At 31.8% G+C, this 23593-nt stretch carries 26 protein-coding genes; 5 read left to right on the forward strand and 21 right to left on the reverse strand.

Features of this window, described 5'->3' with window-relative positions; all coding sequences use genetic code 11:
• The first annotated feature begins 98 nt into the window (after positions 1-98).
• Entirely contained in the window at positions 99-812 is a 714-nt protein-coding gene (locus ACJ6WR_RS07170) for a LytR/AlgR family response regulator transcription factor (protein ID WP_039114847.1), read from the forward strand.
• A 6-nt stretch (positions 813-818) separates the two neighbouring features.
• On the opposite strand, the gene ACJ6WR_RS07175 is transcribed toward ACJ6WR_RS07170, so the two are convergent.
• Together ACJ6WR_RS07175 and ACJ6WR_RS07180 are read right to left on the reverse strand one after the other, a co-directional pair.
• Positions 819-1334 (reverse strand): gamma carbonic anhydrase family protein, encoded by a 516-nt coding sequence (locus ACJ6WR_RS07175; RefSeq protein WP_039114849.1) that lies wholly within the window; start codon positions 1332-1334, stop codon positions 819-821.
• A 27-nt stretch (positions 1335-1361) separates the two neighbouring features.
• Positions 1362-2351, reverse strand: coding sequence for a type IX secretion system membrane protein PorP/SprF (locus tag ACJ6WR_RS07180; protein ID WP_039118374.1), 990 nt, complete (start codon positions 2349-2351; stop codon positions 1362-1364).
• A gap of 163 nt (positions 2352-2514) precedes the next feature.
• On the opposite strand from ACJ6WR_RS07180, the gene ACJ6WR_RS07185 reads away from it, so the two are divergent.
• The 3 genes from ACJ6WR_RS07185 to ACJ6WR_RS07195 all read left to right on the forward strand — a co-directional run bounded on the left by ACJ6WR_RS07185 (position 2515) and on the right by ACJ6WR_RS07195 (position 4967).
• Entirely contained in the window at positions 2515-3414 is a 900-nt protein-coding gene (locus ACJ6WR_RS07185; protein WP_086894638.1) for a NifU family protein, read from the forward strand.
• Between the two features lie 179 nt (positions 3415-3593).
• Positions 3594-4052, forward strand: coding sequence for a YtxH domain-containing protein (locus tag ACJ6WR_RS07190; RefSeq protein ID WP_323488663.1), 459 nt, complete (start codon positions 3594-3596; stop codon positions 4050-4052).
• Between the two features lie 102 nt (positions 4053-4154).
• Positions 4155-4967 carry a mechanosensitive ion channel family protein gene (locus ACJ6WR_RS07195; protein WP_409417459.1) on the forward strand — a complete coding sequence of 271 codons (813 nt, stop codon included), beginning with the start codon at positions 4155-4157 and terminating at the stop codon, positions 4965-4967.
• An 8-nt stretch (positions 4968-4975) separates the two neighbouring features.
• On the opposite strand, the gene tsaB is transcribed toward ACJ6WR_RS07195, so the two are convergent.
• The 7 genes from tsaB to ACJ6WR_RS07230 form a co-directional block, all read right to left on the reverse strand.
• Positions 4976-5647, reverse strand: coding sequence for a tRNA (adenosine(37)-N6)-threonylcarbamoyltransferase complex dimerization subunit type 1 TsaB (gene tsaB, locus ACJ6WR_RS07200; RefSeq protein ID WP_409417460.1), 672 nt, complete (start codon positions 5645-5647; stop codon positions 4976-4978).
• Between the two features lie 70 nt (positions 5648-5717).
• Positions 5718-7004 (reverse strand): efflux RND transporter periplasmic adaptor subunit, encoded by a 1287-nt coding sequence (locus tag ACJ6WR_RS07205; protein WP_409417461.1) that lies wholly within the window; start codon positions 7002-7004, stop codon positions 5718-5720.
• Positions 7005-7010: 6 nt separating this feature from the next.
• Positions 7011-8447: a TolC family protein gene (locus tag ACJ6WR_RS07210; protein ID WP_039114863.1), complete on the reverse strand. Its 1437-nt coding sequence runs from the start codon at positions 8445-8447 to the stop codon at positions 7011-7013.
• 84 nt (positions 8448-8531) lie between these two features.
• Positions 8532-9647, reverse strand: coding sequence for an efflux RND transporter periplasmic adaptor subunit (locus ACJ6WR_RS07215; protein ID WP_039114865.1), 1116 nt, complete (start codon positions 9645-9647; stop codon positions 8532-8534).
• A gap of 40 nt (positions 9648-9687) precedes the next feature.
• The gene (locus tag ACJ6WR_RS07220) at positions 9688-10959 is read right to left on the reverse strand and encodes an ABC transporter permease (RefSeq protein ID WP_409417462.1); all 1272 of its coding nucleotides are present in this window, start codon (positions 10957-10959) and stop codon (positions 9688-9690) included.
• A 2-nt stretch (positions 10960-10961) separates the two neighbouring features.
• A complete protein-coding gene (locus ACJ6WR_RS07225) occupies positions 10962-12206 on the reverse strand; it encodes an ABC transporter permease (RefSeq protein ID WP_039118370.1) in 1245 nt (414 codons plus the stop codon).
• Entirely contained in the window at positions 12199-12900 is a 702-nt protein-coding gene (locus tag ACJ6WR_RS07230) for an ABC transporter ATP-binding protein (RefSeq protein ID WP_035617842.1), read from the reverse strand. Before ACJ6WR_RS07230 ends, ACJ6WR_RS07225 begins: the two co-directional genes overlap by 8 nt.
• 169 nt (positions 12901-13069) lie before the next feature.
• On the opposite strand from ACJ6WR_RS07230, the gene ACJ6WR_RS07235 reads away from it, so the two are divergent.
• Positions 13070-14479 (forward strand): DUF4403 family protein, encoded by a 1410-nt coding sequence (locus ACJ6WR_RS07235; RefSeq protein WP_323488661.1) that lies wholly within the window; start codon positions 13070-13072, stop codon positions 14477-14479.
• A gap of 8 nt (positions 14480-14487) precedes the next feature.
• On the opposite strand, the gene ACJ6WR_RS07240 is transcribed toward ACJ6WR_RS07235, so the two are convergent.
• From ACJ6WR_RS07240 to gcvH, 12 genes are all read right to left on the reverse strand, one after another.
• Positions 14488-14754, reverse strand: coding sequence for a hypothetical protein (locus ACJ6WR_RS07240; RefSeq protein WP_323488660.1), 267 nt, complete (start codon positions 14752-14754; stop codon positions 14488-14490).
• Complete coding sequence (locus ACJ6WR_RS07245; RefSeq protein ID WP_086894632.1) at positions 14747-15286, reverse strand: DUF420 domain-containing protein; 540 nt, start codon at positions 15284-15286, stop codon at positions 14747-14749. The genes ACJ6WR_RS07240 and ACJ6WR_RS07245 overlap by 8 nt, the downstream gene beginning before the upstream one ends.
• A 1-nt stretch (position 15287) precedes the next feature.
• Complete coding sequence (locus ACJ6WR_RS07250) at positions 15288-15977, reverse strand: SCO family protein (protein WP_409417463.1); 690 nt, start codon at positions 15975-15977, stop codon at positions 15288-15290.
• Positions 15978-15989: 12 nt separating this feature from the next.
• Entirely contained in the window at positions 15990-16631 is a 642-nt protein-coding gene (locus tag ACJ6WR_RS07255; RefSeq protein WP_039114876.1) for a hypothetical protein, read from the reverse strand.
• A gap of 77 nt (positions 16632-16708) precedes the next feature.
• Positions 16709-17059: a cytochrome C oxidase subunit IV family protein gene (locus ACJ6WR_RS07260; RefSeq protein ID WP_039114877.1), complete on the reverse strand. Its 351-nt coding sequence runs from the start codon at positions 17057-17059 to the stop codon at positions 16709-16711.
• A gap of 18 nt (positions 17060-17077) precedes the next feature.
• Positions 17078-18058, reverse strand: coding sequence for a cytochrome c oxidase subunit 3 (locus ACJ6WR_RS07265; RefSeq protein WP_039114878.1), 981 nt, complete (start codon positions 18056-18058; stop codon positions 17078-17080).
• A gap of 42 nt (positions 18059-18100) precedes the next feature.
• Complete coding sequence (locus tag ACJ6WR_RS07270; RefSeq protein WP_039114879.1) at positions 18101-18688, reverse strand: heme-copper oxidase subunit III; 588 nt, start codon at positions 18686-18688, stop codon at positions 18101-18103.
• Positions 18689-18690: 2 nt separating this feature from the next.
• On the reverse strand, positions 18691-19593 hold the full coding sequence (gene cyoE / locus ACJ6WR_RS07275) for a heme o synthase (protein ID WP_409417464.1): 903 nt from the start codon (positions 19591-19593) through the stop codon (positions 18691-18693).
• 157 nt (positions 19594-19750) lie between these two features.
• Entirely contained in the window at positions 19751-21874 is a 2124-nt protein-coding gene (locus tag ACJ6WR_RS07280) for an energy transducer TonB (RefSeq protein WP_409417465.1), read from the reverse strand.
• A gap of 21 nt (positions 21875-21895) precedes the next feature.
• Positions 21896-22639: a deoxyribose-phosphate aldolase gene (gene deoC / locus ACJ6WR_RS07285; RefSeq protein ID WP_039114884.1), complete on the reverse strand. Its 744-nt coding sequence runs from the start codon at positions 22637-22639 to the stop codon at positions 21896-21898.
• 174 nt (positions 22640-22813) lie between these two features.
• Complete coding sequence (locus tag ACJ6WR_RS07290; protein ID WP_240474753.1) at positions 22814-23200, reverse strand: VanZ family protein; 387 nt, start codon at positions 23198-23200, stop codon at positions 22814-22816.
• Positions 23193-23573 carry a glycine cleavage system protein GcvH gene (gene gcvH, locus ACJ6WR_RS07295; protein WP_039114886.1) on the reverse strand — a complete coding sequence of 127 codons (381 nt, stop codon included), beginning with the start codon at positions 23571-23573 and terminating at the stop codon, positions 23193-23195. Before gcvH ends, ACJ6WR_RS07290 begins: the two co-directional genes overlap by 8 nt.
• Positions 23574-23593 lie beyond the last annotated feature (20 nt).

Raw genomic sequence — 23593 nt, forward strand, 5'->3', positions numbered from 1 at the left:
CTATAACAGGAAATTAACTATTGAAAATCTAATTTTAACTTGTCTTTAGTGGTCAAGTTATATTTTCGCATCATAAATTTATCTAAAAAAGACGACAAATGAAATGTGTAATTATAGATGATGAACCTCTGGCAGTCGAGTTACTTAAGGATTTTGTGAGTAAAGTCGATTCTTTAGAGTTAGTAAGTACTTTCAATAACGCAATTGATGCTATTTCTATTATAAATCAAACGAGTATTGATTTGATATTTCTGGATATTGAAATGCCTCATTTTTCAGGAATAGATTTTTTAAATGCCATCGAAAAGAAACCTTTAGTCATTTTTACAACAGCTTATTCTGATTATGCTGTTGAAGGATTTAATCTTGGTGCTGTAGATTATTTAGTAAAACCAATTCCGTTTCATCGTTTTTTAAAATCGGTTGTAAGAGCACAACAATTATTTAATCCGTTGCATATTCCTGCAAGTGTAAATCCTATTTCGGCTCCCGAAATTAACCATGATTTCATGTTTGTAAGAGCCGAATATGAGAATGTAAAACTAAACTTTTCGGATATTTTATTTATCGAAGGATTAAAAGATTATGTAAAAATTTATACTACAGACAATAAGTACACCTTAACATTAATAAGCCTTATAAAGCTTGAAAATTTACTTTCGAATAAAGGTTTTTCCAGAATTCACCGATCGTACATTATTAATATCAAACACGTAAAATCAATTCAAAAAAATAAAGCTTTGATTGGAGATAAAAGAATTCCTATCAGCGAAAGCTATAAAAATGCTTTCTTCGAAAAAATAAATTTGTAACTACCTCTACTCTTCTTTAAACCAGCTGGAATACATTACGTAATTATTAGAAATACGTTCTATTTCGCCAGCAAAATCAGATTGGTCTATATCTTTTACTTTCTTTGCAGGAACTCCAGCATAAATACTACCAGAGGTTACAACTGTATTTTGTGTTACTACAGCGCCAGCAGCCACAATAGCATTGCTCTCGACAACGCAATTATCCATTACGATTGCTCCCATTCCTATTAATACATTATCATGTATCGTACAACCATGTACAATTGCATTATGCCCTATAGAAACATTATTTCCTATAATCGTTGGATGCTTTTGATACGTACAATGAATAACAGCACCATCCTGAATATTTACTTTATTCCCGATTTTAATAAAATTTACATCACCTCTAATCACAGCATTAAACCAAACGCTGCATGAATCTCCAAAAGAAACATCTCCTACAATCGTTGCATTTTCGGCTACATAACAATCCTCTGGAATATTAGGTGTTTTTCCGTTTACAGATTTTATCAACATGAAATTTATTTTTAAAATGAATTATAATTAGTTTATTGCTGGACAATCGCAATCATATCGTTCACGCTTACAGAATAAGTTAAGTCCCAAAGTAATTTGATGGTATGCGCCGTTATCAAACTTTACATTACCCGTAACTTGCGAATATGTATAAGCAAACATGAAGTTTTTATAATTAACCCCTAAGATAGGAGTTATGTATTGTAATTTTTGAGTAGATATTCCGGAACCATTATAATATTGAGCTCCATCAAAACTTCTTCTATATGATAATCCAGCCCAAAGACTACCAAAATCCATATTCTTATATGCTTTCAGATTAAAATCGACTAACTTCTCTTTTGTTTTATCAAATAATTGAAAAAGAACTGAAGGTTCCCACAATAATTTCTTTTTATTTCCAAAGACATATCCTGCACTCAAAAGATATTTTCTCAGATTATCACTTTCAAATTCTGTATATATTTCTCGTCTGGATTCAACAGCTCCTTGAACTGTAGCATGGGCATAAAAGTTAAGATAGTTATATGATGCTCCAAAATCTACATTAAAATAAGTATCCTTTTGAATATCTCCAACAACAATTGGATCAAATGCTTCAAAAGCTGTTTCGTCTAATTGATTCTGAATTACACCTACATTCATACCAAATGAAAGCTGATTTAAATCAATCTCATCTCTAGAAAAAAGAATATGATATGCATAAGTAAGTTTAACTCCTTTTTGAGAATGATAACCATTTTTATCATTAAAAACTATAATTCCAGCTCCTGACCTACTATCTCCAATTCGACCATTAAAACTTAATGTTTGCAATGTTGGCGCATCATCTTGACCAAACCATTGCTTACGCGCTGTTAATCTAAGTTTTGCACAATTTGCCGCACCAGCCATCGAAGGATGTATCAAATAATAATTATCCGATAAATAATCTGAATAAACAGGAATCCCTTCTTGAGAGTATGAATAAGAAAATATAAATAATAGAAAAACTGAATATTTAATTTTACTATACATTGGGGGCAGGTTTATTAAAGTAGGTGTTAAAATTTTATTTTAGTATTAAAATATGGTAAAAATTCCTAAGATTGAGGAAATAATACGCTATTTTCATATTAAATATCAAATATAACTATTAGTAGAAAATAACTTTAGTAAATTTGTAAAAAATTACTAAATCATGACAAAACTCACTATAAAAGAAACACAAAATCCTACTATACTAAAATTCGAATTTCCTGACTTTATAACTAAGAATGAGAGCTTTGAATTTAAAAATATTGATGAAGCTAAAAACTCTCCATTAGCTCAAAAACTTTTTCATTTACCATTTGTAAAAACTGTATATATCTCAGGTAATTTTATTGCTATCGAAAGATATAGCATTGTTGAATGGGATGATGTAAAAGATGCTGTAGCTGAACAAATCGAAGCTTTTGTAAACGATGGTGGAGTAATAATAAGTATTGACGAAAATAAACCTAAAAAGCAGCCAATAACTGTTTATGGTGAATCGACTCCTAATCCTGCAGCCCTAAAATTTGTAGTAAGCAGAATGTTGACTAAAAATGCAATAGAATACAAAAATATTGACCAAACTGCATCTTCTCCATTAGCACAAGAATTATTTAAATTTCCTTATGTAAAAGAGATTTTTATAGATGAAAATTATATTTCGGTAACTAAATATGAGATTAATGATTGGCAAGAAATTACTCTTGAGCTAAGAACTTTCATTAAACAATATATTGAAAACGGAGGAACAGTTTTAGACGAAAGTCTAATAGAAGTAGCAACTAAAAATGATGTTACTAAAGATGAAGCTTTTGATAAACTGGATACAACATCACAACAAATTATCAATATATTAGAAGAGTATGTAAAACCTGCGGTAGCTGCCGATGGTGGAAATATTGCTTTTGATTCTTATAATGAAACGGATAAAACTGTAAAAGTGATTTTACAAGGAGCTTGTAGCGGTTGTCCGTCATCAACGTTTACACTTAAAAGTGGTATCGAAAATATGCTAAAAAGTATGCTAAATGACGATAACATAAAAGTAGAAGCTGTAAATGCATAACCCTCATTTCTATAAAAAATTTAAAAAAAGCGCTTCAATCGGAGCGCTTTTTTATTGTCGTAAAAAAACGAAACCAAAAACACAAACTACTTATTATCAATAAATTATTACTCCGCAAATAATATATTTCTTAAAAAAAAGATTAATATTGTAATCTAAATTAATCAACAAGAACTATTATGGGATTATCAACATTTTTTAAGAATTTGTTCGGCACTGCCAAGGAGTCTGCTACAGAATTAGCAGACCAAGCCGAAAGTACATTTGAACAAGCAAAAGAAGCTGCTGCTCCTTATCTTGAAAAAGCCGAAACATTTGCCGAAGAAACCATAGGCAAGGTTAAAGAAGCATCGGCTCCATATCTTGAAAAAGCGGAAACATTTGCTGGAGAAACTTTCGAAAAGGTTAAAGAAGTTTCTGCCCCAATACTAGACAGCGCTGAAGATTATGTAAATCAAGCAAAAGATACCGTGAGCGAATATGCTGGAAAAGCTTCGGATGCTATCGAAAAAGCAGTTGATTCTGTTAAAGAAACTGCTTCAACAACAGCTGAAACTGTTACAGAAGAAACAAAATCACTTGCTGCCGATGCAACTGACGCAGCCGATGAAGCTTCGGATAAAGCATTAAATAAATAGTTAAAGATGATCTCGATTTTTAATTAATAAAATAATTAATTTTTATCTTTGTCAAACTAATTCAAACCTTCTCTATGAGAAGGTTTTTTTATATTAAAAAAAATGAATCTAAATCCAGAACAAATTAGTGAGTACGTTAATCAATTTATAAAAATATTAGTTGATTATTCTCCAAAACTAATTTCAGCTTTTCTTATTTTATTTGTAGGACTCTACATTATTCGTGTTGTAAATAGAGTAATGCGTCGAATAATGGTAAAACGTAACCTCGACCCTACCTTATCTAAATTCCTTGCGGATATTTTATTGTGGGCATTACGAATATTACTATTTGTATCATTTATCTCTAAACTAGGGATTGAAACATCTTCATTTGTTGCTATTCTTGGTGCCATGGGTCTTGCAGTAGGTTTGTCACTACAAGGTTCTCTTTCTAATTTCGCAGGAGGCATGCTTATTATTGTTTTTAAACCTTTTAAAGTTGGTGATACAATTGAAGCACAAGGTGTTATCGCAACCGTTTCTGAAATACAAATTTTTGTAACTAAGTTGCTTACCGCAAACAATCAAACTGTATTTGTACCAAATGGAGCTTTATCTAATGGCACAATTATTAATTATTCTATGCAAGGACAACGCAGAGCCGACTTAACATTTGCAATTGCTTATGATGCTGATATTAAAAAGGCTAAAGATATTCTTGAAAAAATATTAGTAGACAATCCTAATGTGCTTAAGAATCCTGCGCCAGAAGTTTTCGTAAAAAACTTAACAACTAGTTCTGTAGAATTTGCAGTGCGCCCTTGGGCAAAAAATGAAAATTTCGGAACTGTTATTTCTCAAACTTTAGAGAATTGCAAAATTGCTTTAGACGAAGCAGGAATTTCTGTTCAGCCTTATACACTTCAAAAATAAAATAGTTTTTATTGCTTTTTGGGAGTTGTAACCATAAAATCTTTCAAATAGTAAGGTTCAAAATAAGCGACATCTACAATGTCGTTTATTTTGAATTTATCAAAACTTATGGTACTCATTTCTTTTGCCGATGGGTACTTAACATCTTCTAGAAAAATGAAATTTTCTTTTGTTAAAACTGGTTTACATTTTTCGGCACAATCTCCAACAAAATAAATCGTTTCGGTATATTCTTCAAAAGAGTTTTCGGTAATAATTTCAGCCAAAATTTCTCTTTGCTTTTCTAACTTTGAGTTAAACACAGCACTATACACTTCCATTCGTCTAGCATCTAGCATCGGAACAATTAAGCCATTTGTAACATTTGCCTGAGAAGCTAATGTTTGTAATGTATCTACAGCTATTAATGGGATATTCAATGCAAAACATAACCCTTTTGCAGCCGAAACACCTATACGTAATCCTGTGTAAGATCCAGGTCCCTGACTAACTGCAATTGCAGATAAATCCTTATAAGTAATTCCTGCTTCCTGAATACATTCTTCGATAAAAACATGTAATCTTTCGGCGTGAGAATAGCCTTCTTCAGAGATTTCTTTGTGCAGAATAATTTTTCCTTCTTTTGCTAAAGCAACAGAACAGTTCTTTGTAGCGGTTTCAATATTAAGAATGTAAGCCAAACTAATTTTATATTTTATGGAAACAAAAAACAATCTAATTCTACTATAGAACTAGATTGTCTTGTCATTATTATTTTTTCTCTTTATCGGATTTAAGGCTAACCTTATCTCCTGAATTCAAATCTTTCGAAACTGTTGTGTATGGTCCTGTAATTACCACGTCTCCTGGTTTCAGTCCAGACATTACTTCGATGTTTGTATCGTCTTGAATTCCTGTCTTGATAATTCTAATTTTAGCTTTATCTCCCTCTTTCACAAAAACACATTCGAATTTTTTGTCATTTTTAGGAGCTACTTTTTTATCATTTGGGTCTTCAACTTTAATTTCTTTTACTGCTGTAGTATCAGATTTTACAACTACGGCACTTATTGGCACCGCCAACACATTCTTTTTTGTGTTTGTTATAATATCAACTGTTGCTGTCATTCCTGGTCTAAAAGGCGAATATACTTCTGGCTTCCCTTCCAATAAATCCTGATACGATTCTTTTAAAATTCTTACTTTAACTTTAAAGTTTGTTACCTGATCAGATGTTAATGTACTGCTCGCTGAATTAGAGATACTTGTTACGATACCTTTAAATTGCTTTTTTAAATAAGCATCTACTTCAACATTTGCTTCGTCTCCAACTTTTATTTTTACAATATCATTTTCGTTTACATCAACTTCAACTTCCATATTGTTTAAGTTGGCAACTCTTAAAATTTCAGTTCCAGCCATTTGTTGGGTTCCTAAAACACGCTCTCCAAGCTCTACATTAAGCACAGAAATTGTTCCATCTGCAGGAGCATAAATAGTAGTACGTCTTAAATTATCTTTAGCTTCATTTACAGATGCTGAAGCACTTTGTACAGCAAAATAAGAATTTTGCTTGGTTGCTTTGGCAACTTCAAAAGAAGCTATTGCTTTATCCCAATCTGACTTGGAAATAATTCCTTTTTCAAATAACTTTTTATTTCTTTCATAACTAGCCTTTGCCTCTTTAAAAGAAGCATCTGATTGACTTAAACCAGCTTTGGCTCCAGACAAATTAGAAACGGTACGATCATAACTTGATGTATATAAATCCGGATTTATTTTTACCAATAAATCTCCTTTTTTAACAACTTGCCCTTCTTTTACATTTAGCGCAATAATTTCTCCTGAAACCTCTGATGAAATTTTCACTTCAATTTCTGGCTGAATTTTTCCTGTTGCCGAAACAGTTTCTACAATAGTCGATGCCATTACTTTTGCAACTTCTATTTCTGTACCAGCATCTTTATTTCCTATTACACCTTCTTTCTTAAACCAAACTAATGCTGCAATGACAACTATTACGCCGCCTAATAAGAAATAAATTGTTTTTTTTGACATAATGAACTAGTTTTTAACAATCGGAATTCCAAAATAGAATTCTAATATTTTAATTTTAAATATATAGTCGTACTTCGTTCTAATAACTTCCGACTGTGCATTAGTAAGTAATGTTTGTGATTGATTAAAATCAAATGCATTCATTAATCCTACTGCAAATTTTTCTTTAGCATAATCATAAGCTCCTTGTCTTGACTCTAATGCTACAACCGATGCTTCATGTGCATTTAACGCTCCTTTTGCATCTGTAAAAGCAGTATAAACATTACGTTGTAAATCTAAGTTTTTTTGTTCTAATTCGATCTTAGATTTCTCTAAACTTACTTTTGAACGTTCTACGTTATTTCTTGCAGAGAAACCATTAAAAACTGGCACTGATAGCTGGAAACCAAATGACTGTCCTTTATTATCTTTAAACTGATCCAAAATTGGCGCTGCATTTCCTAAAACTGGCGAAAAATTATTTTGCAATACACTTTGATTTGTCCCTTGTACAAAACCAATTTGCTTGGTAGGATTATTTGCATCTGGAACTGCCCCTGTAACAATATCTGAGTAACTTGCTCTGGTATTAAAGTTATAAAATGCACTTAAAGTAGGCTGATAAGCACCTCTGGCAATAGATACATTTTTCTCTGCAATTTCCAGATTCGTTTTAGCAATTTTTAAATCTGTTCTTTCTTCTTTTGCTTTTTCATAAATTGTACTTGCCGACTGTGACAAAATAGAATTTCCATCATTTATATTGGTATCGTCAACAACATCAAAATCTTCAAATTGTTTTAGTTGTAACAACTGTGCCAAACTTAATTTAGAAATTAGCAACGTATTCTCTGCAATGATAACATTTTGTTTACCAGTTGCAACAGTAGCTTTAATATCTAATAAATCTCCTCTTGGGATTGTTCCTGCTTTTACCAATTCGTCTGAACGTGTATATTGTTTCTCACTAATTGCAAGTTGTTCTTGTTGTACTTTTAAATTTTCTTTATTAAAAAGTACTTGCAAAAATGCATTTGCTACATTAAGCGAAATATCTTCTTGCATTTTTTGCAATTGATATTTTGATGCTACAATAGATAAATTAGCTTTTCGTAATGTATTCTGATTTTGTAATCCTTTATAAATATCAACTCCTACACTTGCTCCAACAGAAGAGTATTGTGTGGTTTGATTTTCAAGTAATCCCGTTGTAATATTCTGATTTAAACCAACGTTCCAGGAGTGTGAAGCATTGGCATTTACCGTAGGCAAATAATTTCCTATGGCAGATTTTTTATCAATAGTAGCACTTCTGGTATCTAATTCCGATTGTTTAATCGAAATATTGTTATCCAATGCATACTTTACGCATTCTTCTAACGTCCATTTTTTAGATTGCGCCTGAATTGACGCTCCAAATAGCAAGACAAAAACAAAATAAATATATTTATTATTTTTCATAAACTTTGAATCAAAGCATAGCAAAGATACTATACAAATTTAACATTCTTTAAAAACCAAAAATTCTTTTTTTCTAACTGCTACTTATTTTTTCTCTTCTTCTTTTATCAAGCCTTGATTCCAAATTTTTATTTTATCTGTAGCTGTAATACCACTTTTCACCTGAACATAAATTCCATCACTAACACCTAAAACAAGGTCTTTTCTTTGGAATTTTTGTGGTGCAGTTTCTACTTCAACATATGGCTTTTGAGTTTTTTTATCAAATTGTACCAATGATTCTTTTATAGCCAAAACTTTTTCTGCTTTATCTAGTATAATCGATGCATTTGCACTTAAACCTGCTCTAATAAATGTATCATCTCTATTTTCAAGTGACCCTTTTATTTGAAACTGAATTGCTCCATTTTCTACCACTCCTTTTGGCGCAATATAACGTAAAATTGCATCAAATTTTTTGTTTTCTATCGCTCCAACGGTAATTTCAATTGGCATTTTTTCTTTGATTTTTCCAACTTCAGATTCATCAATTTTTCCAACAAAAATCATTCTTCCCACATCTGCCACACTCGCAATTGTAGTTCCTTCGTTAAAGTTATTACTTTCGATAACCTGATTACCTACTTTTACAGGTACATCTAGTACCATTCCCGTTACTGTTGAACGAATTAAAGTATTAGCATAATTTCCTAATCCAGATGTAGTTCCTGTTTTTACAATATCAAAACTTTGTTTAGAAGATAAATAAGTTTGTTTTGCTTGTTTGTAAGCCACTTGTGCAGCATCAAAATCATTTGCAGAAATTACCCCTTTATCAAACAATGTTTTTTGTCTTTGATATAATTTTTCTTGATTATCTAATGCAATCTTAGCTGTCTGAACTTGATTTTGAGTGTTACTTACATTCGAAACATTTGCAACAACTTTAATCTTAGCAATCATGTCTCCTGCTTTTATAGTCTCTCCTGCTTTTATATAAACAGCTTCGATAATTCCCGAAATATTAGGTTTGATAAGTACCTCTTCATCAGGCTGAATATTCCCTGTCGCAATTGTATTTTTAACTATCGTTTTTATCTCAGCTTTTTCTGTTTGATAAACAATTGGCGACTCTTGATTTTTTGCATACAAGTAATACAAAGCCCCGAAGAAAACTACTGCGATAAAAATTAAAACGGTTATGGTTACTCCTTTTTTCATTTTGTTTTTTGTTTAATCGATTATTTTATTGATTGATAATTTATTCTGCTCGCAAAGCATCTACTGGCTTTACATTTATTGCAGTTTGTGCCGGAATAAATCCTGCCAGCAAACCTGACCCTACTAATATTAATAATGCCACAAAAACAACTCTTAAATCTACCGTTGGATTCGCAAACATCGTTTCTCCTTCTTGAGGCATCGAAGCCAATACCATATTAAGAATTGCAATAACCCCAGTTGCAACAGCAATACCTAACATTCCAGATATAATAGTTAAGAATATAGATTCCGAAAGTATTTGTCTGCGAATAGCTCCAGGTGTTGCCCCCAATGCTCTACGAATTCCTATTTCTTTGGTTCTCTCTTTTACCACTATAAGCATAATATTAGAAATTCCGATAACTCCAGAAATTAAAACTAAGGTACCTACAAAATAAGCAATGAATGTTAAGATTGTAAACAATCCTTGCACTTGATTAAATCGTTCAAACAAATCGAAATTCCCAACTGCTCTATCATCAATAGGATTAATAGAATGCCTTTCTTTTATTATTTCTATGATCTTTGGCTTTAAATCAGTTATAGAAGCTTTATCATTTGCGGTAAGCGCCATCCATCCTACTTTATCTCCGTAATTAAAGGCTTGCTGAAAGGTAGTAAATGGCACAAATATATTTTTTTGTTCCGCTTCAGCGTTTCCATTATTTTGATTTTTAGAATGATAAACTCCTACAACCATAAAATTTACACCATTCACCTTAATGTATGTTCCTATAACTTCTTCGGCTTTTCCATAAAGTCCGCTTATAACTCCTTTTCCGATAACGGCAATTTTTCTATTTTCTTTAATATCTTGTTGGTTTATAAAACGCCCTTTTATAATATCCATAGGCTGTTGTTTAATAAGCTCCGGATAATCACCAAAAATAGTAAAAGCCGAAGTTTTAGTACCTCGAACAACATTATTAACACCATCATTAGAATCTCCTAATTGGTTACGAGGAGACACATATAATAAGTCTGGCAAAGCTTCTTTTAAAGCTGCGACATCACTATTTTTAAAATCATAACGTCGTGTTTTAGGCAATCCCTTGTAGGGTTTTGATGTAGTTTGACTCCACATAAACATGGTATTTGTTGCAATACCATCAAATCCTTTTTTAACACCATTCTCTAAACCATTTCCTGCTGCGAGTAAGATTACTAAAATGAATATTCCCCAAAACACACCAAAAGCGGTAAGCACTGTTCTAAACACATTAGCCGTTAAAGCTTCTAAAATCTCTTCCCAATTATCTCTATCAAACATAATTATTCGTCTCTAAGTGCTACAATAGGTCTTATTTTTGCTGCTCTGTATGCTGGAAAAAAACCAGCCATTGCTCCCGCAAATACGAGCAAAACTAAAGTGGTCAACGCCACATTAAAATCAACTTCTGGATTTAAAAAGAATTCACTTTTTATCATTGGCCCTACTACTTCCAGTAATAATAAACTTGCCAATAAACCAATAAAACCTGCAATTGTAGTGATAAAAATAGACTCATGTAATATCATTCCAACTATCGATATTGGCGAAGCTCCAAGTGCTTTTCTTATCCCAATTTCTTTCGTTCTTTCTTTTACTATAATTAACATAATATTACTAACTCCCACAACACCTGCTATTATAGTACAAATCCCTACCCACCAAAAAAACAGTCTGATATAAAGATTCAAGTCATAAACTTGTTTTGCATCTTTAACCGAGTTGTAAACCCCAATACCATTATCATCATCTGGAGCTACAACATTTTTAGTCTTTAAAAGTTGCTTTAAATCCGCAGTAAATTTTTCAGATTCTGCCAATGCTTCTTCATATGAAGCTTTTTTGTTTAATGTAAAAAACAAATTACTTACTTTGTCACCAATTCCATAAGCTCTTTGAGTTGTAGTCATTGGCAAATAAACTCTGGTTTCCTCTCTTTCTCCAGCCGGATCAGTAAAAACTCCAACAACTTTAAAATTGATTTTATTTATAGAAATTTGTTCTCCAAGCGGGTTTTTATCCTTAAATAAGTCTGTTTTTATTTTCATCCCAATTACTGCGACTTTTTCATAATTAGCCAAATCTTTGCTATTTATAAATCTTCCCATTACAATGGTAGCATTTTCGATTCCTAAATAATCAGGATCTACACCTCTAAACTGATAACTTGAAGATTCTTTCCCATAAGTTACACTCGCACCCCAAAAATTATATGTTGAAGCTCGTTTATCCAACTGATTTTCAAATTTTTGAACTGATTGTGAATAATCGCTATTTCTAAACTGAATTTGTCTTCCTGGGTTTAGTCCTTTATATTGTTTTGTAGTAACACCTGTCCAAACCTCTATAATACCTGCAGCATCACGTTCGAATTGTTTTTCGATTCCGTTCTGAAGTCCTTTACCTGCACCTAGAAGAATAACCAATATAAAAATTCCTGAAGCAACAGAAATCCCTGTAAGAAAGGTTCTTAATTTGTTTTTGGAAATTGCTTCAAATATTTCCTGCCAACGCTCAATATTAAACATAAGCTGATGCTCTTACTTGTTCTACGTATTTATCATCGATAATTAGTCCATCTTTCAAGACTACATTCCTTTTACACATTGCTGCAATATCTGGCTCGTGTGTTACAATCAAAATTGTTTTTCCTTCATCATTGATTCCCTGAATCAGTTCCATTACTTCATATGATGTTTTTGTATCCAAAGCTCCGGTTGGCTCATCTGCCAATAATACTTTTGGGTTTGAAGCCAATGCTCTGGCTATTGCCACACGCTGTTTTTGCCCTCCCGAAAGTTCGCTTGGTAAATGGTGTGAATGCGAATCCAAACCAACTTTTTTTAAATAAGCCAAGGCAATTTCATAACGTTCTTTTCTTTTTATACCCTGATAATATAGTGGCATAGCAACATTATCTAATGCCGTTTTATAATTAATTAAATTAAAGGATTGAAAAACAAAACCTAAAAATTTATTTCTGTATCTAGATGCAATTGTTTCATTAAGATTTTTAATTGGCACATTATCCAGAATATATTCTCCCGAATCGGCTTCATCTAATATTCCTAAAATATTTAGCAATGTTGATTTTCCCGAACCAGATGACCCCATTATAGCAACCAACTCTCCTTCTTTAATATTGAAATTAATTCCTTTCAACACATGTAATTCAGATTTTCCCATTTTATAGGATTTATGTAAGTCTTTAATTTCAATCATGGTTTGTTAATTTTAAAACAATAATACTTATTTTGCCAAGTAATTCAATATAACGAAATGTTAATAGTTTTAACCTATTACACTAATAAGACTAAATCTCTATCAAAATGTTACACTTTAATCTTAAAATATATTTGTTTTCTTAATTTTGCATCTTAAAAAAAATATAATGAAGAAATTAATATCGTTTCTAGCCCTCTCAATAGTTATCACTTTTATAACTAGCTGTTCTTCTTCTCAAAAATTAGCAACATTAAAGCCTGAGCCCGATGATGCTAGCCCATTGATATACGACAACACTCCTTCATTCATAAACTTGCCTATTACCGTAAAACTAAAAGACATTGAAAACCAAACTAATACTTTACTTACTGGTTTAATTTACGAAGACAATAATATTGAAGATGACGATATCGAAATCAAAATATGGAAATTGGCTCCTATAAGAATTGAGAATGATCCAGCCAATCCTGATAAGAAAATCAAAACTATTCTACCTTTAAAAGCACTTGTAAAATATAGAATAGGAACCAAACAATTAGGCGTAGAGCTATACGATACCAGAGAATTTAATTTAAATGGAGTAATTACATTAGTTAGCTCAGTGGGGCTGACCAATTGGAAATTGAACACTAAAACCGAATTAAAATCATTAGATTGGAATGAGAGCCCAACTATGAGTGTTTTTGGAAAGAATATGCCTGTAACTTATCTTATAAATCCAGCCATTTCTATTTTCAAATCAAAATTAGAAAAAAGTATCGATGCTGCAATAGAAAAGTCAATGGACTTTAAACCAAATGTTTTGGCTGCCTTAGAAAAAATATGTACTCCATTCCAGATGAATCAAGAATATGACAGCTGGCTAAGAATTGTACCTATCGAAATATATTCTTCTGACGCTAAGCTAAAAAATGATTCTTTTTTACTAGAAATGGGAATGAAATGTAATATGGAGACTATAATTGGTAAACAACCTGAAACCAAATTTAGTGCTTCTAAAATAGTTTTAAAACCAGTATCTAAAATCCCAAAACAAATTACAGCTAATATCGCTGCAGTTTCTAGTTACAAAGATGCATCTAAAATTATGACTAAAAATTTTGCAGGGCAAGAGTTTGGTACTGGAAGCAAAAAAATAACTGTTAAGAATGTTGAAATCTGGCACAAAGACGGAAAGATGATTATTGCCTTAGATGTCCTAGGAGCCGTAAATGGAACTTTATATCTAAATGGTTTCCCTAAATACAACCCGCAAACTAAGGAACTTTATTTTGACCAACTAGACTATGTTCTTGATACAAAAAGCAGACTAACTCGTACTGCCAACTGGCTATTACAAGGCTTTATTTTAAACAAAATGAAAGAAAGTTGTCGTTATTCTATTCAACCTAATTTAGAAGAAGGAAAACAAAGTATGCTTAATTATCTTAAGAACTATTCGCCTATGCCTGGTGTTTATGTAAATGGAAAAATGGAAGACATAGAATTCCAAAAAGTAGAATTAACAAATCAAGCCATTATTGCTTTTATAAAAGTTAACGGAACTGTGAATGTTTCTGTAAATGGTTTGAAATAAATCCTAGTTTACGCGTTCTTCTTTTTAGACTGATACATTCTATAGATCAAGTAACCAATTACTGCAACAAGCAAATACGGAACTACCATAAGGTAAACAATTCCATCATTTACTGCTTCGGCTTGCTTAGTATTTTCATCTCCGCCCAGAGCAGCGCGACACATTGCGCATTGTGCATTGACAGATAAATTAAAGAAAAAAATAACCAACAAGAAACTAATCTTTGCTAGTCTAGAAACACCTTGTTTCTTGTTGTTTGTATTTATATTAAACATAATAAGGGGAAATCATTAAATAAACAATTACTCCGGTAATAGCAACATATAACCAAAGCGGGTATGTGATTCTTGCAATTTTTCTGTGCTTGTCAAATGTATTTGCGATTGCACGAACATACGTTATTAAAACCAATGGAACAATTGCAATAGATAATAAAATATGTGAGATCAGAATAAAGAAATATACATATCGAATTGCACCTTCTCCGCCGAATTTGGTAGAATCTGATGTCATATGATATGCAATATACATTACCAGAAACGCTAACGAAAGTGCAATTGCCGTAGTCATTAAGCGTTCGTGAAGCTTGCGATTTCCTTTTTTGATAGCCATTACAGCAATAATCAAAACTAATGCTGTAATACCATTTATTGTAGCATAAATAGGCGGCAAGAAAGAAAGCGGCTCAACATTATATCCAAAATCTTTAAGTTTAACTCCAAATAAAATAGCAACTACAACTGGAATTACGATTGAAACAAGTATGATGTACTTATTGTATTTTTTTTCTAATGAATTATCCTCCATCTTACTCTTCTAATAATATATTTATATCTTGTTGTATATCTCTAACTCCTTTTTTATTTAATCCGTCATAATAAAGAATTGGATTTCCAAAATCATCTTTACGACAACGAATATTACCATTTTTATCAATCAAAGCAAATAAACCAGAATGTTCAAATCCTCCGCTTACTTTACTATTTGCACCAGCATATAGATTAAATCCTTTATTAGATAAATCCATGATAACATTTTTATCTCCTGTCAAAAAATTCCAATTAGAAGATTTAACTCCAAGCATTTTAGCATGATCTTTTAATACTTGAGGCGTATCATGAGCAGGGTCAATAGTTATAGATACAATTCCGAAGTTAGGATTCCCAAAAAACTTTTTCTCAATTTCTAACATACTCAAATTCATCTTAGGACAAATAGAAGGACACGTTGTAAAGAAAAACTCTAAAACATATACTTTTCCTTTATACGTTTCATTTGAAATTTTAACGTTATCCTGATTTGTTAATTCAAATTTAGGAGCTGGTCCAATTTTTACTAATTTCCCATCATCCTTGGCATCTTTTGAATTAACACTATCCAAACGACTCCCTTTTACAACAGTATCATTTTTTACTCTATCGATAATTTTAGGAATAGCATAAATACCAAAAATCAATATTATAAATGAGATTCCGATATATGATTTGTTTTTAAACATGGCAATATAATTTTAAAGTTGTTTGGTTGCATTATGATTCTTCTTAAGGGCCGCACGATACTCGTAAAGGATTATCTTAAAATCATCGAGCATTTCGTTACTTAGTTCAGATGGATGAAAAGTATTATATCCTTCCTTGTAATCTTTCTTTTCTTTTCTACCTCTTAAATTACGTCCCTTATCAACAATAAAGACATTAGGCGTACCTAGATGCTGATCTAGTTTTCCAACTAAATGCAATTGATTATAATACGTATTGATTTCGTCTGGTGAAGCAAAAACAAAATGCCATTGTGATACGTCTGTAAAAGCAGCTAAAGCATCTACTACTTTACGAGTATCTTCTTCAGTTCCCAAAGGACAAATTACAACAAATTGTAAATCTTGAAAAGTGTGATAGCGTTGGTAAATTTTTTCGTTTAAATTAAAATAATTTCCACGATTTTTTAAAATCTCAGTTCCAGAAAAACCGAGTATTGTTATTTTGTTATCCAGACTTACTTTTTCACCTCTCAAGGATTCCCAGTTTCCTAAGTCGGCAACTTTAGGTGTTATAACAGGCAAAGTAGTAAAACCATTCACGCCAGAAGCAAAAAAGAGATAAGCAACTATAGGCAGAACGAAGAGAACGAAAAGGACTATATTTTTTTTCATTATAGAAGGGAAAAATTTAAAGTACAAAAATAAAAAAAGGTACGCAATGCGTACCCTCTTTTTGAATTAATATCATGTTAAAAATTCCATTTAATAGTAGAATCTTTAAAAACCCCATAAATATAATGTCCTTCAGTTAAAAGAATAAACAATAAATATAAAACTAGGAAAATAACCGTTGAAACTACAGACCATCTTAGGCTGCTTTTTTCACCTTCCATGTGCATAAATGCCCATACTATATAATAAGCTTTATATATTGTTAAGATATAAAATATCCAATTCAATAAATTTAAACCTATAAAATGATTAAACTCTAATACTCCTGGCTTGTAGATTCCTAAAATAACCTCTACTGTTGTTACAGCTGATAGTAGTGCAAAAACGAACCAGATTCTTTTTGTATGTGATACATATTCGTGTGACATAATAATATAGATCTAAAATTAAACTAAGTAGAAAACCGTGAATACAAATACCCAAACTAAATCGACAAAGTGCCAGTATAAACCAACTTTCTCTACCATTTCGTAGCTCTTTCTTTTTTCGTAAGTACCTAACAATACATTAAAAAAGATAATGATATTGATGATAATCCCAGAGATTACGTGAAATCCGTGGAAACCTGTAATAAAGAAAAAGAAATCAGCAAATAATTTATTTCCGTATTCGTTTCTAACCAAATTAGCACCTTCTACAACGTAATGTGCCTGACTTAATCTCAATTCAGACTCTTCTCTAGAAAGAACAGTTTTTTTCTTTTCCTTAGTAAGGACTTCTGTTCTTACTAACAATTCAGGATGTGCTTTAAAACCAGCTTGAACTTCGGCAACAGAATATGTTGGCAATGTTTCTGCATCGCTCATAAACCATTTTCCTTTGTCTCTAGTTAATGCTTCTCTACCTTCTGGTAATTTTACTGCAAAATCTGCAAGAGCAACACGTTTCCCGTCTTTATCAACAAACTGAAGTAAACTTCCTCCTTTTGTTTCAACAGCTCCGTATTCACCTTTGATAAAATTTTTCCATTCCCAAGCTTGTGACCCAACGAAAATCAAACCTCCAATAATAGTTAAAAACATATATACTGCAACTTTGCTTTTTTTCATTTGATGTCCTGCATCAACAGCCAAAACCATTGTTACAGATGAAAAAATCAAAATAAATGTCATTAATGCGACATAATACATAGGTGCAGGAACACCATGCATAAAAGGGAAGTGAGTAAACACTTCATCAGCCAATGGCCAAGTTTCAATAAATTTAAATCTAGAAAAACCATAAGCCGCAAGAAATCCAGAGAACGTTAAGGCATCCGATACGATAAAAAACCACATCATCATTTTACCATAACTTGCTCCTAATGGCTCATTGCCGCCTCCCCAAGTTTTTTCTTCGTTATTTGCAGTAGTAACTGTCGCTTCCATAAAAGATATTCGTTAAAAAGTTCCCAAATTTACGTTTTTTTCTTATTTAAAGAAATATAAAAATAAAAATAAATAGACCCACAAGAAATCAAGAAAGTGCCAGTACATTGCACCTAGTTCTATTCCAAGAGTTTGAGTCGAATTGTATTTCTGTTTAAAATGATTATAAATAATAACTAAAAGAGAAATAATCCCTCCAGCTAGGTGAAACAAGTGTGTAACCGTTACAACATAAAGAAAAGTAGTCGTTATAGAACTCTCCGCTCCTGTAAAATAATAGCCATCTGCAACGATTTGTTCAAATCCTGCAAACTGTAAAACCACAAATAAAATTCCTAATGCTAAAGTAGTCAAAAGTAAGTTAGTTGTCGCTTTTCTATTGTCTTTTTGAATAGCTCTTTTAGCTAAATAAAAAGTAACACTACAACCAATAATCACTAAAGTACTATAATAAAACGCTGAAGGCAGCTGAAAGTCCTTCAACCAGTCGGTTCTTGACTTACTAACCACAAAGGCACTGGTAAGCCCAGCAAACATCATGGTCATACTAACCATTGCGAACAATAAAATCAATTTAGATGACTTAGCGCTTCTTGCTCTATCTTCATCTTTTGTCATTGTCATTTCCATAACTATCTTAAAAATTTATCAAATACAAAAATCAACTGCAACAAGGTAATATAAGAAACACTTACCAGCATCAATGTTCTAGCTGCTTTAGCCGTTCTTAATTTATACAGACGAACTGCATAAAACAACATCCAAAGCCCTAATAAGAACACTAAAATTGCCGCTATTGGCGTAATAAACAATTTACCTGTATATCCTAAAGATGGCAAAAGCGATGCTATAATAAGCCAAATCGTATATAATATAACCTGTAATGCAGTTCCTTTGTCTTTCTTTCCTGTTGGAAGCATAAAAAACCCTGCTTTTTCGTAATCCTCATACAAGAACCAACCAATAGCCCAAAAATGAGGAAATTGCCAAAAAAACTGAATTAGAAATAATGTTCCTGCTTCAATACCAAAATCTCCTGTAGCTGCAACCCACCCTAACATAAATGGTATCGCTCCTGGAAAAGCACCTACAAAAACAGACAAAGAAGTCACTGTTTTTAATGGTGTATAAACACTGGTATATAAAAAAATTGAAATCGCACCAAACATTGCTGTTTTAGGATTGATTGTATAAAGTAAAGTTAATCCAATAATTGTAAGTAAAGACGCTACAAGCAAAGCAACTTTAGGCGACATTCTTCCTGAAGGAACTGGACGATTCTTTGTTCTGTCCATTAAAGCATCAAGGTCTTTCTCGATAACTTGGTTATAAGCATTTGAAGCTCCTACCATACAATATCCTCCAATTGCTAAAACTAAAAGTACCGACCATTGAAATGGATGTTGATCATCAAAACCAAGTAGGTAACCAGCTATCGAAGAGAACAAAACACTTACGGCGAGTCCTGCTTTTGTGATTTCTTTGAAATCATTAAAAATAGATTTGAGTGAAAGTGTATTTTGTGTTGCGTCCAATGCGTTGTTATTTTGGTTTTTTCAAAACTGGTGCAAATGTACAAATTAGATTGCAGAATTTAGGACGATAAAATTACATTTTTTCAATAGAAAGCACTAAACATGCTTCAATTTCACGATAAAACCGAATCATCTGCAAAAAATCTTACTAAATATTTTAATAATCAAAATACCAATTAAAGACATCTGCTCTTAATCCTAAAGTAAACCATGTTGTACTTTGCTTAAAATTTGCCGCAGTATCTTTAGTCGGATCAAAGTTTCTATAAATTAAACTCCCAAAGAATTTTAAGTTTGTAGCTGGATTAACTAAATAACCCGCCTGAATGTCGGTAATAAAAACCGATGTTTTATTCCCTTGCCCAACTTCTACACCTGTATTATAAGGTCTTTTTACATCATAACTCTTATAAATATCCGATCCATAATTAAATGAATCTTCCGCAGTATCAAAATCCAAACCTCTGGTTCCAACCGTAATTTTTGCATCTGCAAAATACCTTCCTTTATGATAACGAGCAATAGCTATAAATTCGCTAAAATTACCTCCCCATTGATGCCCAATACTTTGATTATTATGACCATAATTTGTTATAACAGCGCTATGAGAATACACATACGGGCGCACATGATTATACTCTAATTGCATCAATAAATTAGGCACATGAAATGCATTATAATACTTAGCTCCTAACTGATATCCAAATTTATTCTTCCAGCTTTTTTCTCCACTTCCCATATCACCGACTGAAAATTCATCCAGAAGAAATTGTCCATACAAATTAATTTGATTATTCCATTTATACTTTGCAGTTAAACCAAGTAAAGCATTACCGCTTCTAGAAGAAGAAGCAAACTCAACCGATCTGTAAAAAATAATCGGATTAGCAAAAGCCATATCAAAACCTCGGTCATTACTATTGGTCCAGATTACTGACTCAAAGAAACCTAAGTTTAATCTATTTGTAACATTTAAACTTAAATAATGGTTTGCCATATATTTACTGGCATAAGTTTTATCGACTGTTGCATCGGGTCTAACATCTTTAAGAAACATATAAGTATTGGTATACTTTATTTTCCAAAAAGTAGTATTCATTTTAAAATACGGATACGGACTTGCTCCATCACTCTCTAATAAAGAACGATATCCATCTCCTATAAAATTTCTTCCGTAACCCAATTGAAAATCAAAAATTTTACCTGGCTTATAAGTCAAATTTGCTTCCGCAGAAGGAAAATCATAGCCATCAGTTTTAAAAGCTTTAGCAATTCCAATTCCAGGAATTACAGCAGGATTTCCACCCGAAGGCTTTATCGATTCAGCATAACTATTATAATAATCTGCAAATCTTCCCTGACTTTCAAAAACTGTCGTAGTAAAATTAAGATGCTTACCTAGACCACCTCTAAAATTAAGTGCTCTTGTATTTACATAAGTATAAGAAATATCACTTTTTGTATCCTTACCTACTTGTAAATCTACAATAGCGTTTAATGTAAACCAATATCCCTCTCCTTCTATTTCGACTAAACTTTCATTCCAAAGTTTACGCCCCCACCAACCAGAAACATTCTTTTTAAGCGATTCATTCACCGCTTTAAGATTATAATATTTTGAAACTTCTGCATACGTATATGGCTTTGAAGCTGTGTGATTATTACTCCCCACTTTATTTAAAGCCCCATCAAATTGGGCGTAATAACTATGAGAAAAAGGAATATTTAAATTACTTTCAAACTCTGGATTTGTATATTTTTTATAAACAATACTATCCAATTCTGTCATAGGTGCAGTATCAGGTTTAATGATCTTTGACGCTGCTATCGCTTCCTCAGAAATTTGCCCTGTCGTTTTTAATGGTATATTAATTACTATCGTATATTTAGAATACGTTGGCTTTCCATCATAAGTAGACGGCTTAATTTTAGGAAATGTAGCAAAAACACGTTTTGTTTCCTGAACTAATTCATCATTATTAGCATTAACATATATAACCTTAAATTCTCCATTTCTGTCCACTTCAAAAAGGACTTTTACATCACCTTTATAATTGTTCTGTTTTAAATTTGAAGGAATCTGAAAATTTTTAAATACAAAATCCTGAACCTCGCTATAGAAACAATTTTCTAAAGCTTTTGATTTTAAATTCTCACAAGTTGGAAAAATTGGAAATTCTTCAGAAGTAAAACTAGACTTAACAGTTAAATTATTTGCTTCTTGAGAAGCAGCCATTAAAGAGTAAAATGCTATAATAAAAGTCAAAAAACCTTTGTTCATACGGTGGTTTTGGTTGTGAATTTAATACTGGTTTTGTGAAGTTTCTCCGTTTGCAATTGCTTTGGCATTTGAAGTTCCTATACGCTTCACTCCAAGATTAATCATTTCGACAGCCTCATTATATGACCTTACCCCACCAGCAGCTTTTATAGGAAGCGGCGAAGCATTTTCAAGCATCATTATAATTGTTGGAACTGTTGCTCCATTTGGCAAATTATTTTCTGTTTTATAAAAGCCAGTTGATGATTTTACAAAAACAGAAAAATAATCATTTTCATCAAAATTTTGAATGATTATGTTTTTTATTAATGCCGACAGCTGTATAATTTCGGTATCGTTAAGTGCTGCGACTTCTATAATCCATTTCACAACTTTTTTATTGGTCAATCCCAAACGTGTACATTGCAAAATCTCATTTTTTACTAAATCAATTTCCCCATTTTTAAAAGCTTCATAATTACATACAAAATCTAAATCATCAGCTCCGTTTTGTATTGCTACATTTGCTTCCGCAAGCTTTGCTTCTAAATTTGATTTCCCTTCAGGAAAATCGATCACAGTACCTATCAAGAGATTTGATTCTGCCTTCGAGATCATTTCTTTCGCCAAACTAACTTTATCCGGACGAATCATTATCAATTTGAAACGCTCAGTTATAGCCTCTTCAATTGCATCTTTAACTATCTGTGTATTTTCTGCTTCAGTCAAATTAGCTTGCTCAGCAGTTTTTAAATATGTTGAATCTAAGTATTGTCTAATATTCATGGGTATAATAAATTAATTGTATTAAATCCTGGTTGGCAAAAATACATTTTATATTGAGATAAGTTTGGTATAAACCGTTACTTTTAATTAAGCTTAAACAAAGTACAATCACTAACATAAATATTACATTACCAAAAATATTAAAAACAAAAAATCCCACCGAAGTGGGATTTATTAATTTACTATTTTAGAGATTAGCTTATTAAATAGTAGCACCGCTATTATTGCTGATGTTGCTCCTATTGCATTCGCTAAAAAATCCATCATGTCGGCACTTCTTGTTAAAGTATATCTACTTTGCAAAATCTCTATTGCAAGTCCGAAAAAAATCGAAAAAACAAAAGAAACAAGTAACGGCTTATAATTATCTATGCTATTAAATTGTTTTTTAAAAAACAAAAACCATAGTATTGTAAAACCAAAATGAAAACAAAAATGAACTAATTTATCTATGTAAGGAATTTTTATTGTTGGGATATTACTTGACTCTGTTAAACAAAGAAAAACGATAATCCCTGTCCACAATAAAGCCAAACATAAAAAAAATATTTGTTTAAGCACCTATTAATTCTTTATAAGCTTCATCAGATAATAGAGAATCTAATTCTGATGTGTTAGAAATTTTAATTTTAATCATCCATCCAGCTCCGTAAGGATCTGAATTTACTGTTTCTGGAGCACTTTCTAAACTGTCATTAAAAGCAATAATCTCTCCTGATAATGGCAAAAATAAATCCGAAACTGTTTTTACAGCTTCAACTGTTCCAAAAACTTCGTCTTTATCAAGCGTTTGATCTAAAGTTTCTACTTCAACATAAACAATGTCTCCTAATTCTTTTTGAGCAAAATGAGTAATTCCTACTGTTGCAACGTCACCTTCAATGCTAACCCATTCGTGATCCTTTGTGTACTTTAAACTTGTTGGTATATTCATAATAAATACTTATTGATAAT

The organism is Flavobacterium sp. PS2 (assembly GCF_046250155.1).
Taxonomy (GTDB): Bacteria; Bacteroidota; Bacteroidia; order Flavobacteriales; family Flavobacteriaceae; genus Flavobacterium.

Coding starts and splice junctions, on each gene's coding strand:
- ACJ6WR_RS07170 (WP_039114847.1), top strand. CDS start 99: ATGAAATGTGTAATTATAGATGATGAACCTCTGGCAGTCGAGTTACTT.
- ACJ6WR_RS07175 (WP_039114849.1), bottom strand. CDS start 1,334: ATGTTGATAAAATCTGTAAACGGAAAAACACCTAATATTCCAGAGGAT.
- ACJ6WR_RS07180 (WP_039118374.1), bottom strand. CDS start 2,351: ATGTATAGTAAAATTAAATATTCAGTTTTTCTATTATTTATATTTTCT.
- ACJ6WR_RS07185 (WP_086894638.1), top strand. CDS start 2,515: ATGACAAAACTCACTATAAAAGAAACACAAAATCCTACTATACTAAAA.
- ACJ6WR_RS07190 (WP_323488663.1), top strand. CDS start 3,594: ATGGGATTATCAACATTTTTTAAGAATTTGTTCGGCACTGCCAAGGAG.
- ACJ6WR_RS07195 (WP_409417459.1), top strand. CDS start 4,155: ATGAATCTAAATCCAGAACAAATTAGTGAGTACGTTAATCAATTTATA.
- ACJ6WR_RS07205 (WP_409417461.1), bottom strand. CDS start 7,004: ATGTCAAAAAAAACAATTTATTTCTTATTAGGCGGCGTAATAGTTGTC.
- ACJ6WR_RS07210 (WP_039114863.1), bottom strand. CDS start 8,447: ATGAAAAATAATAAATATATTTATTTTGTTTTTGTCTTGCTATTTGGA.
- ACJ6WR_RS07215 (WP_039114865.1), bottom strand. CDS start 9,647: ATGAAAAAAGGAGTAACCATAACCGTTTTAATTTTTATCGCAGTAGTT.
- ACJ6WR_RS07220 (WP_409417462.1), bottom strand. CDS start 10,959: ATGTTTGATAGAGATAATTGGGAAGAGATTTTAGAAGCTTTAACGGCT.
- ACJ6WR_RS07225 (WP_039118370.1), bottom strand. CDS start 12,206: ATGTTTAATATTGAGCGTTGGCAGGAAATATTTGAAGCAATTTCCAAA.
- ACJ6WR_RS07230 (WP_035617842.1), bottom strand. CDS start 12,900: ATGATTGAAATTAAAGACTTACATAAATCCTATAAAATGGGAAAATCT.
- ACJ6WR_RS07235 (WP_323488661.1), top strand. CDS start 13,070: ATGAAGAAATTAATATCGTTTCTAGCCCTCTCAATAGTTATCACTTTT.
- ACJ6WR_RS07240 (WP_323488660.1), bottom strand. CDS start 14,754: ATGTTTAATATAAATACAAACAACAAGAAACAAGGTGTTTCTAGACTA.
- ACJ6WR_RS07245 (WP_086894632.1), bottom strand. CDS start 15,286: ATGGAGGATAATTCATTAGAAAAAAAATACAATAAGTACATCATACTT.
- ACJ6WR_RS07250 (WP_409417463.1), bottom strand. CDS start 15,977: ATGTTTAAAAACAAATCATATATCGGAATCTCATTTATAATATTGATT.
- ACJ6WR_RS07255 (WP_039114876.1), bottom strand. CDS start 16,631: ATGAAAAAAAATATAGTCCTTTTCGTTCTCTTCGTTCTGCCTATAGTT.
- ACJ6WR_RS07260 (WP_039114877.1), bottom strand. CDS start 17,059: ATGTCACACGAATATGTATCACATACAAAAAGAATCTGGTTCGTTTTT.
- ACJ6WR_RS07265 (WP_039114878.1), bottom strand. CDS start 18,058: ATGGAAGCGACAGTTACTACTGCAAATAACGAAGAAAAAACTTGGGGA.
- ACJ6WR_RS07270 (WP_039114879.1), bottom strand. CDS start 18,688: ATGGAAATGACAATGACAAAAGATGAAGATAGAGCAAGAAGCGCTAAG.
- ACJ6WR_RS07280 (WP_409417465.1), bottom strand. CDS start 21,874: ATGAACAAAGGTTTTTTGACTTTTATTATAGCATTTTACTCTTTAATG.
- deoC (WP_039114884.1), bottom strand. CDS start 22,639: ATGAATATTAGACAATACTTAGATTCAACATATTTAAAAACTGCTGAG.
- gcvH (WP_039114886.1), bottom strand. CDS start 23,573: ATGAATATACCAACAAGTTTAAAGTACACAAAGGATCACGAATGGGTT.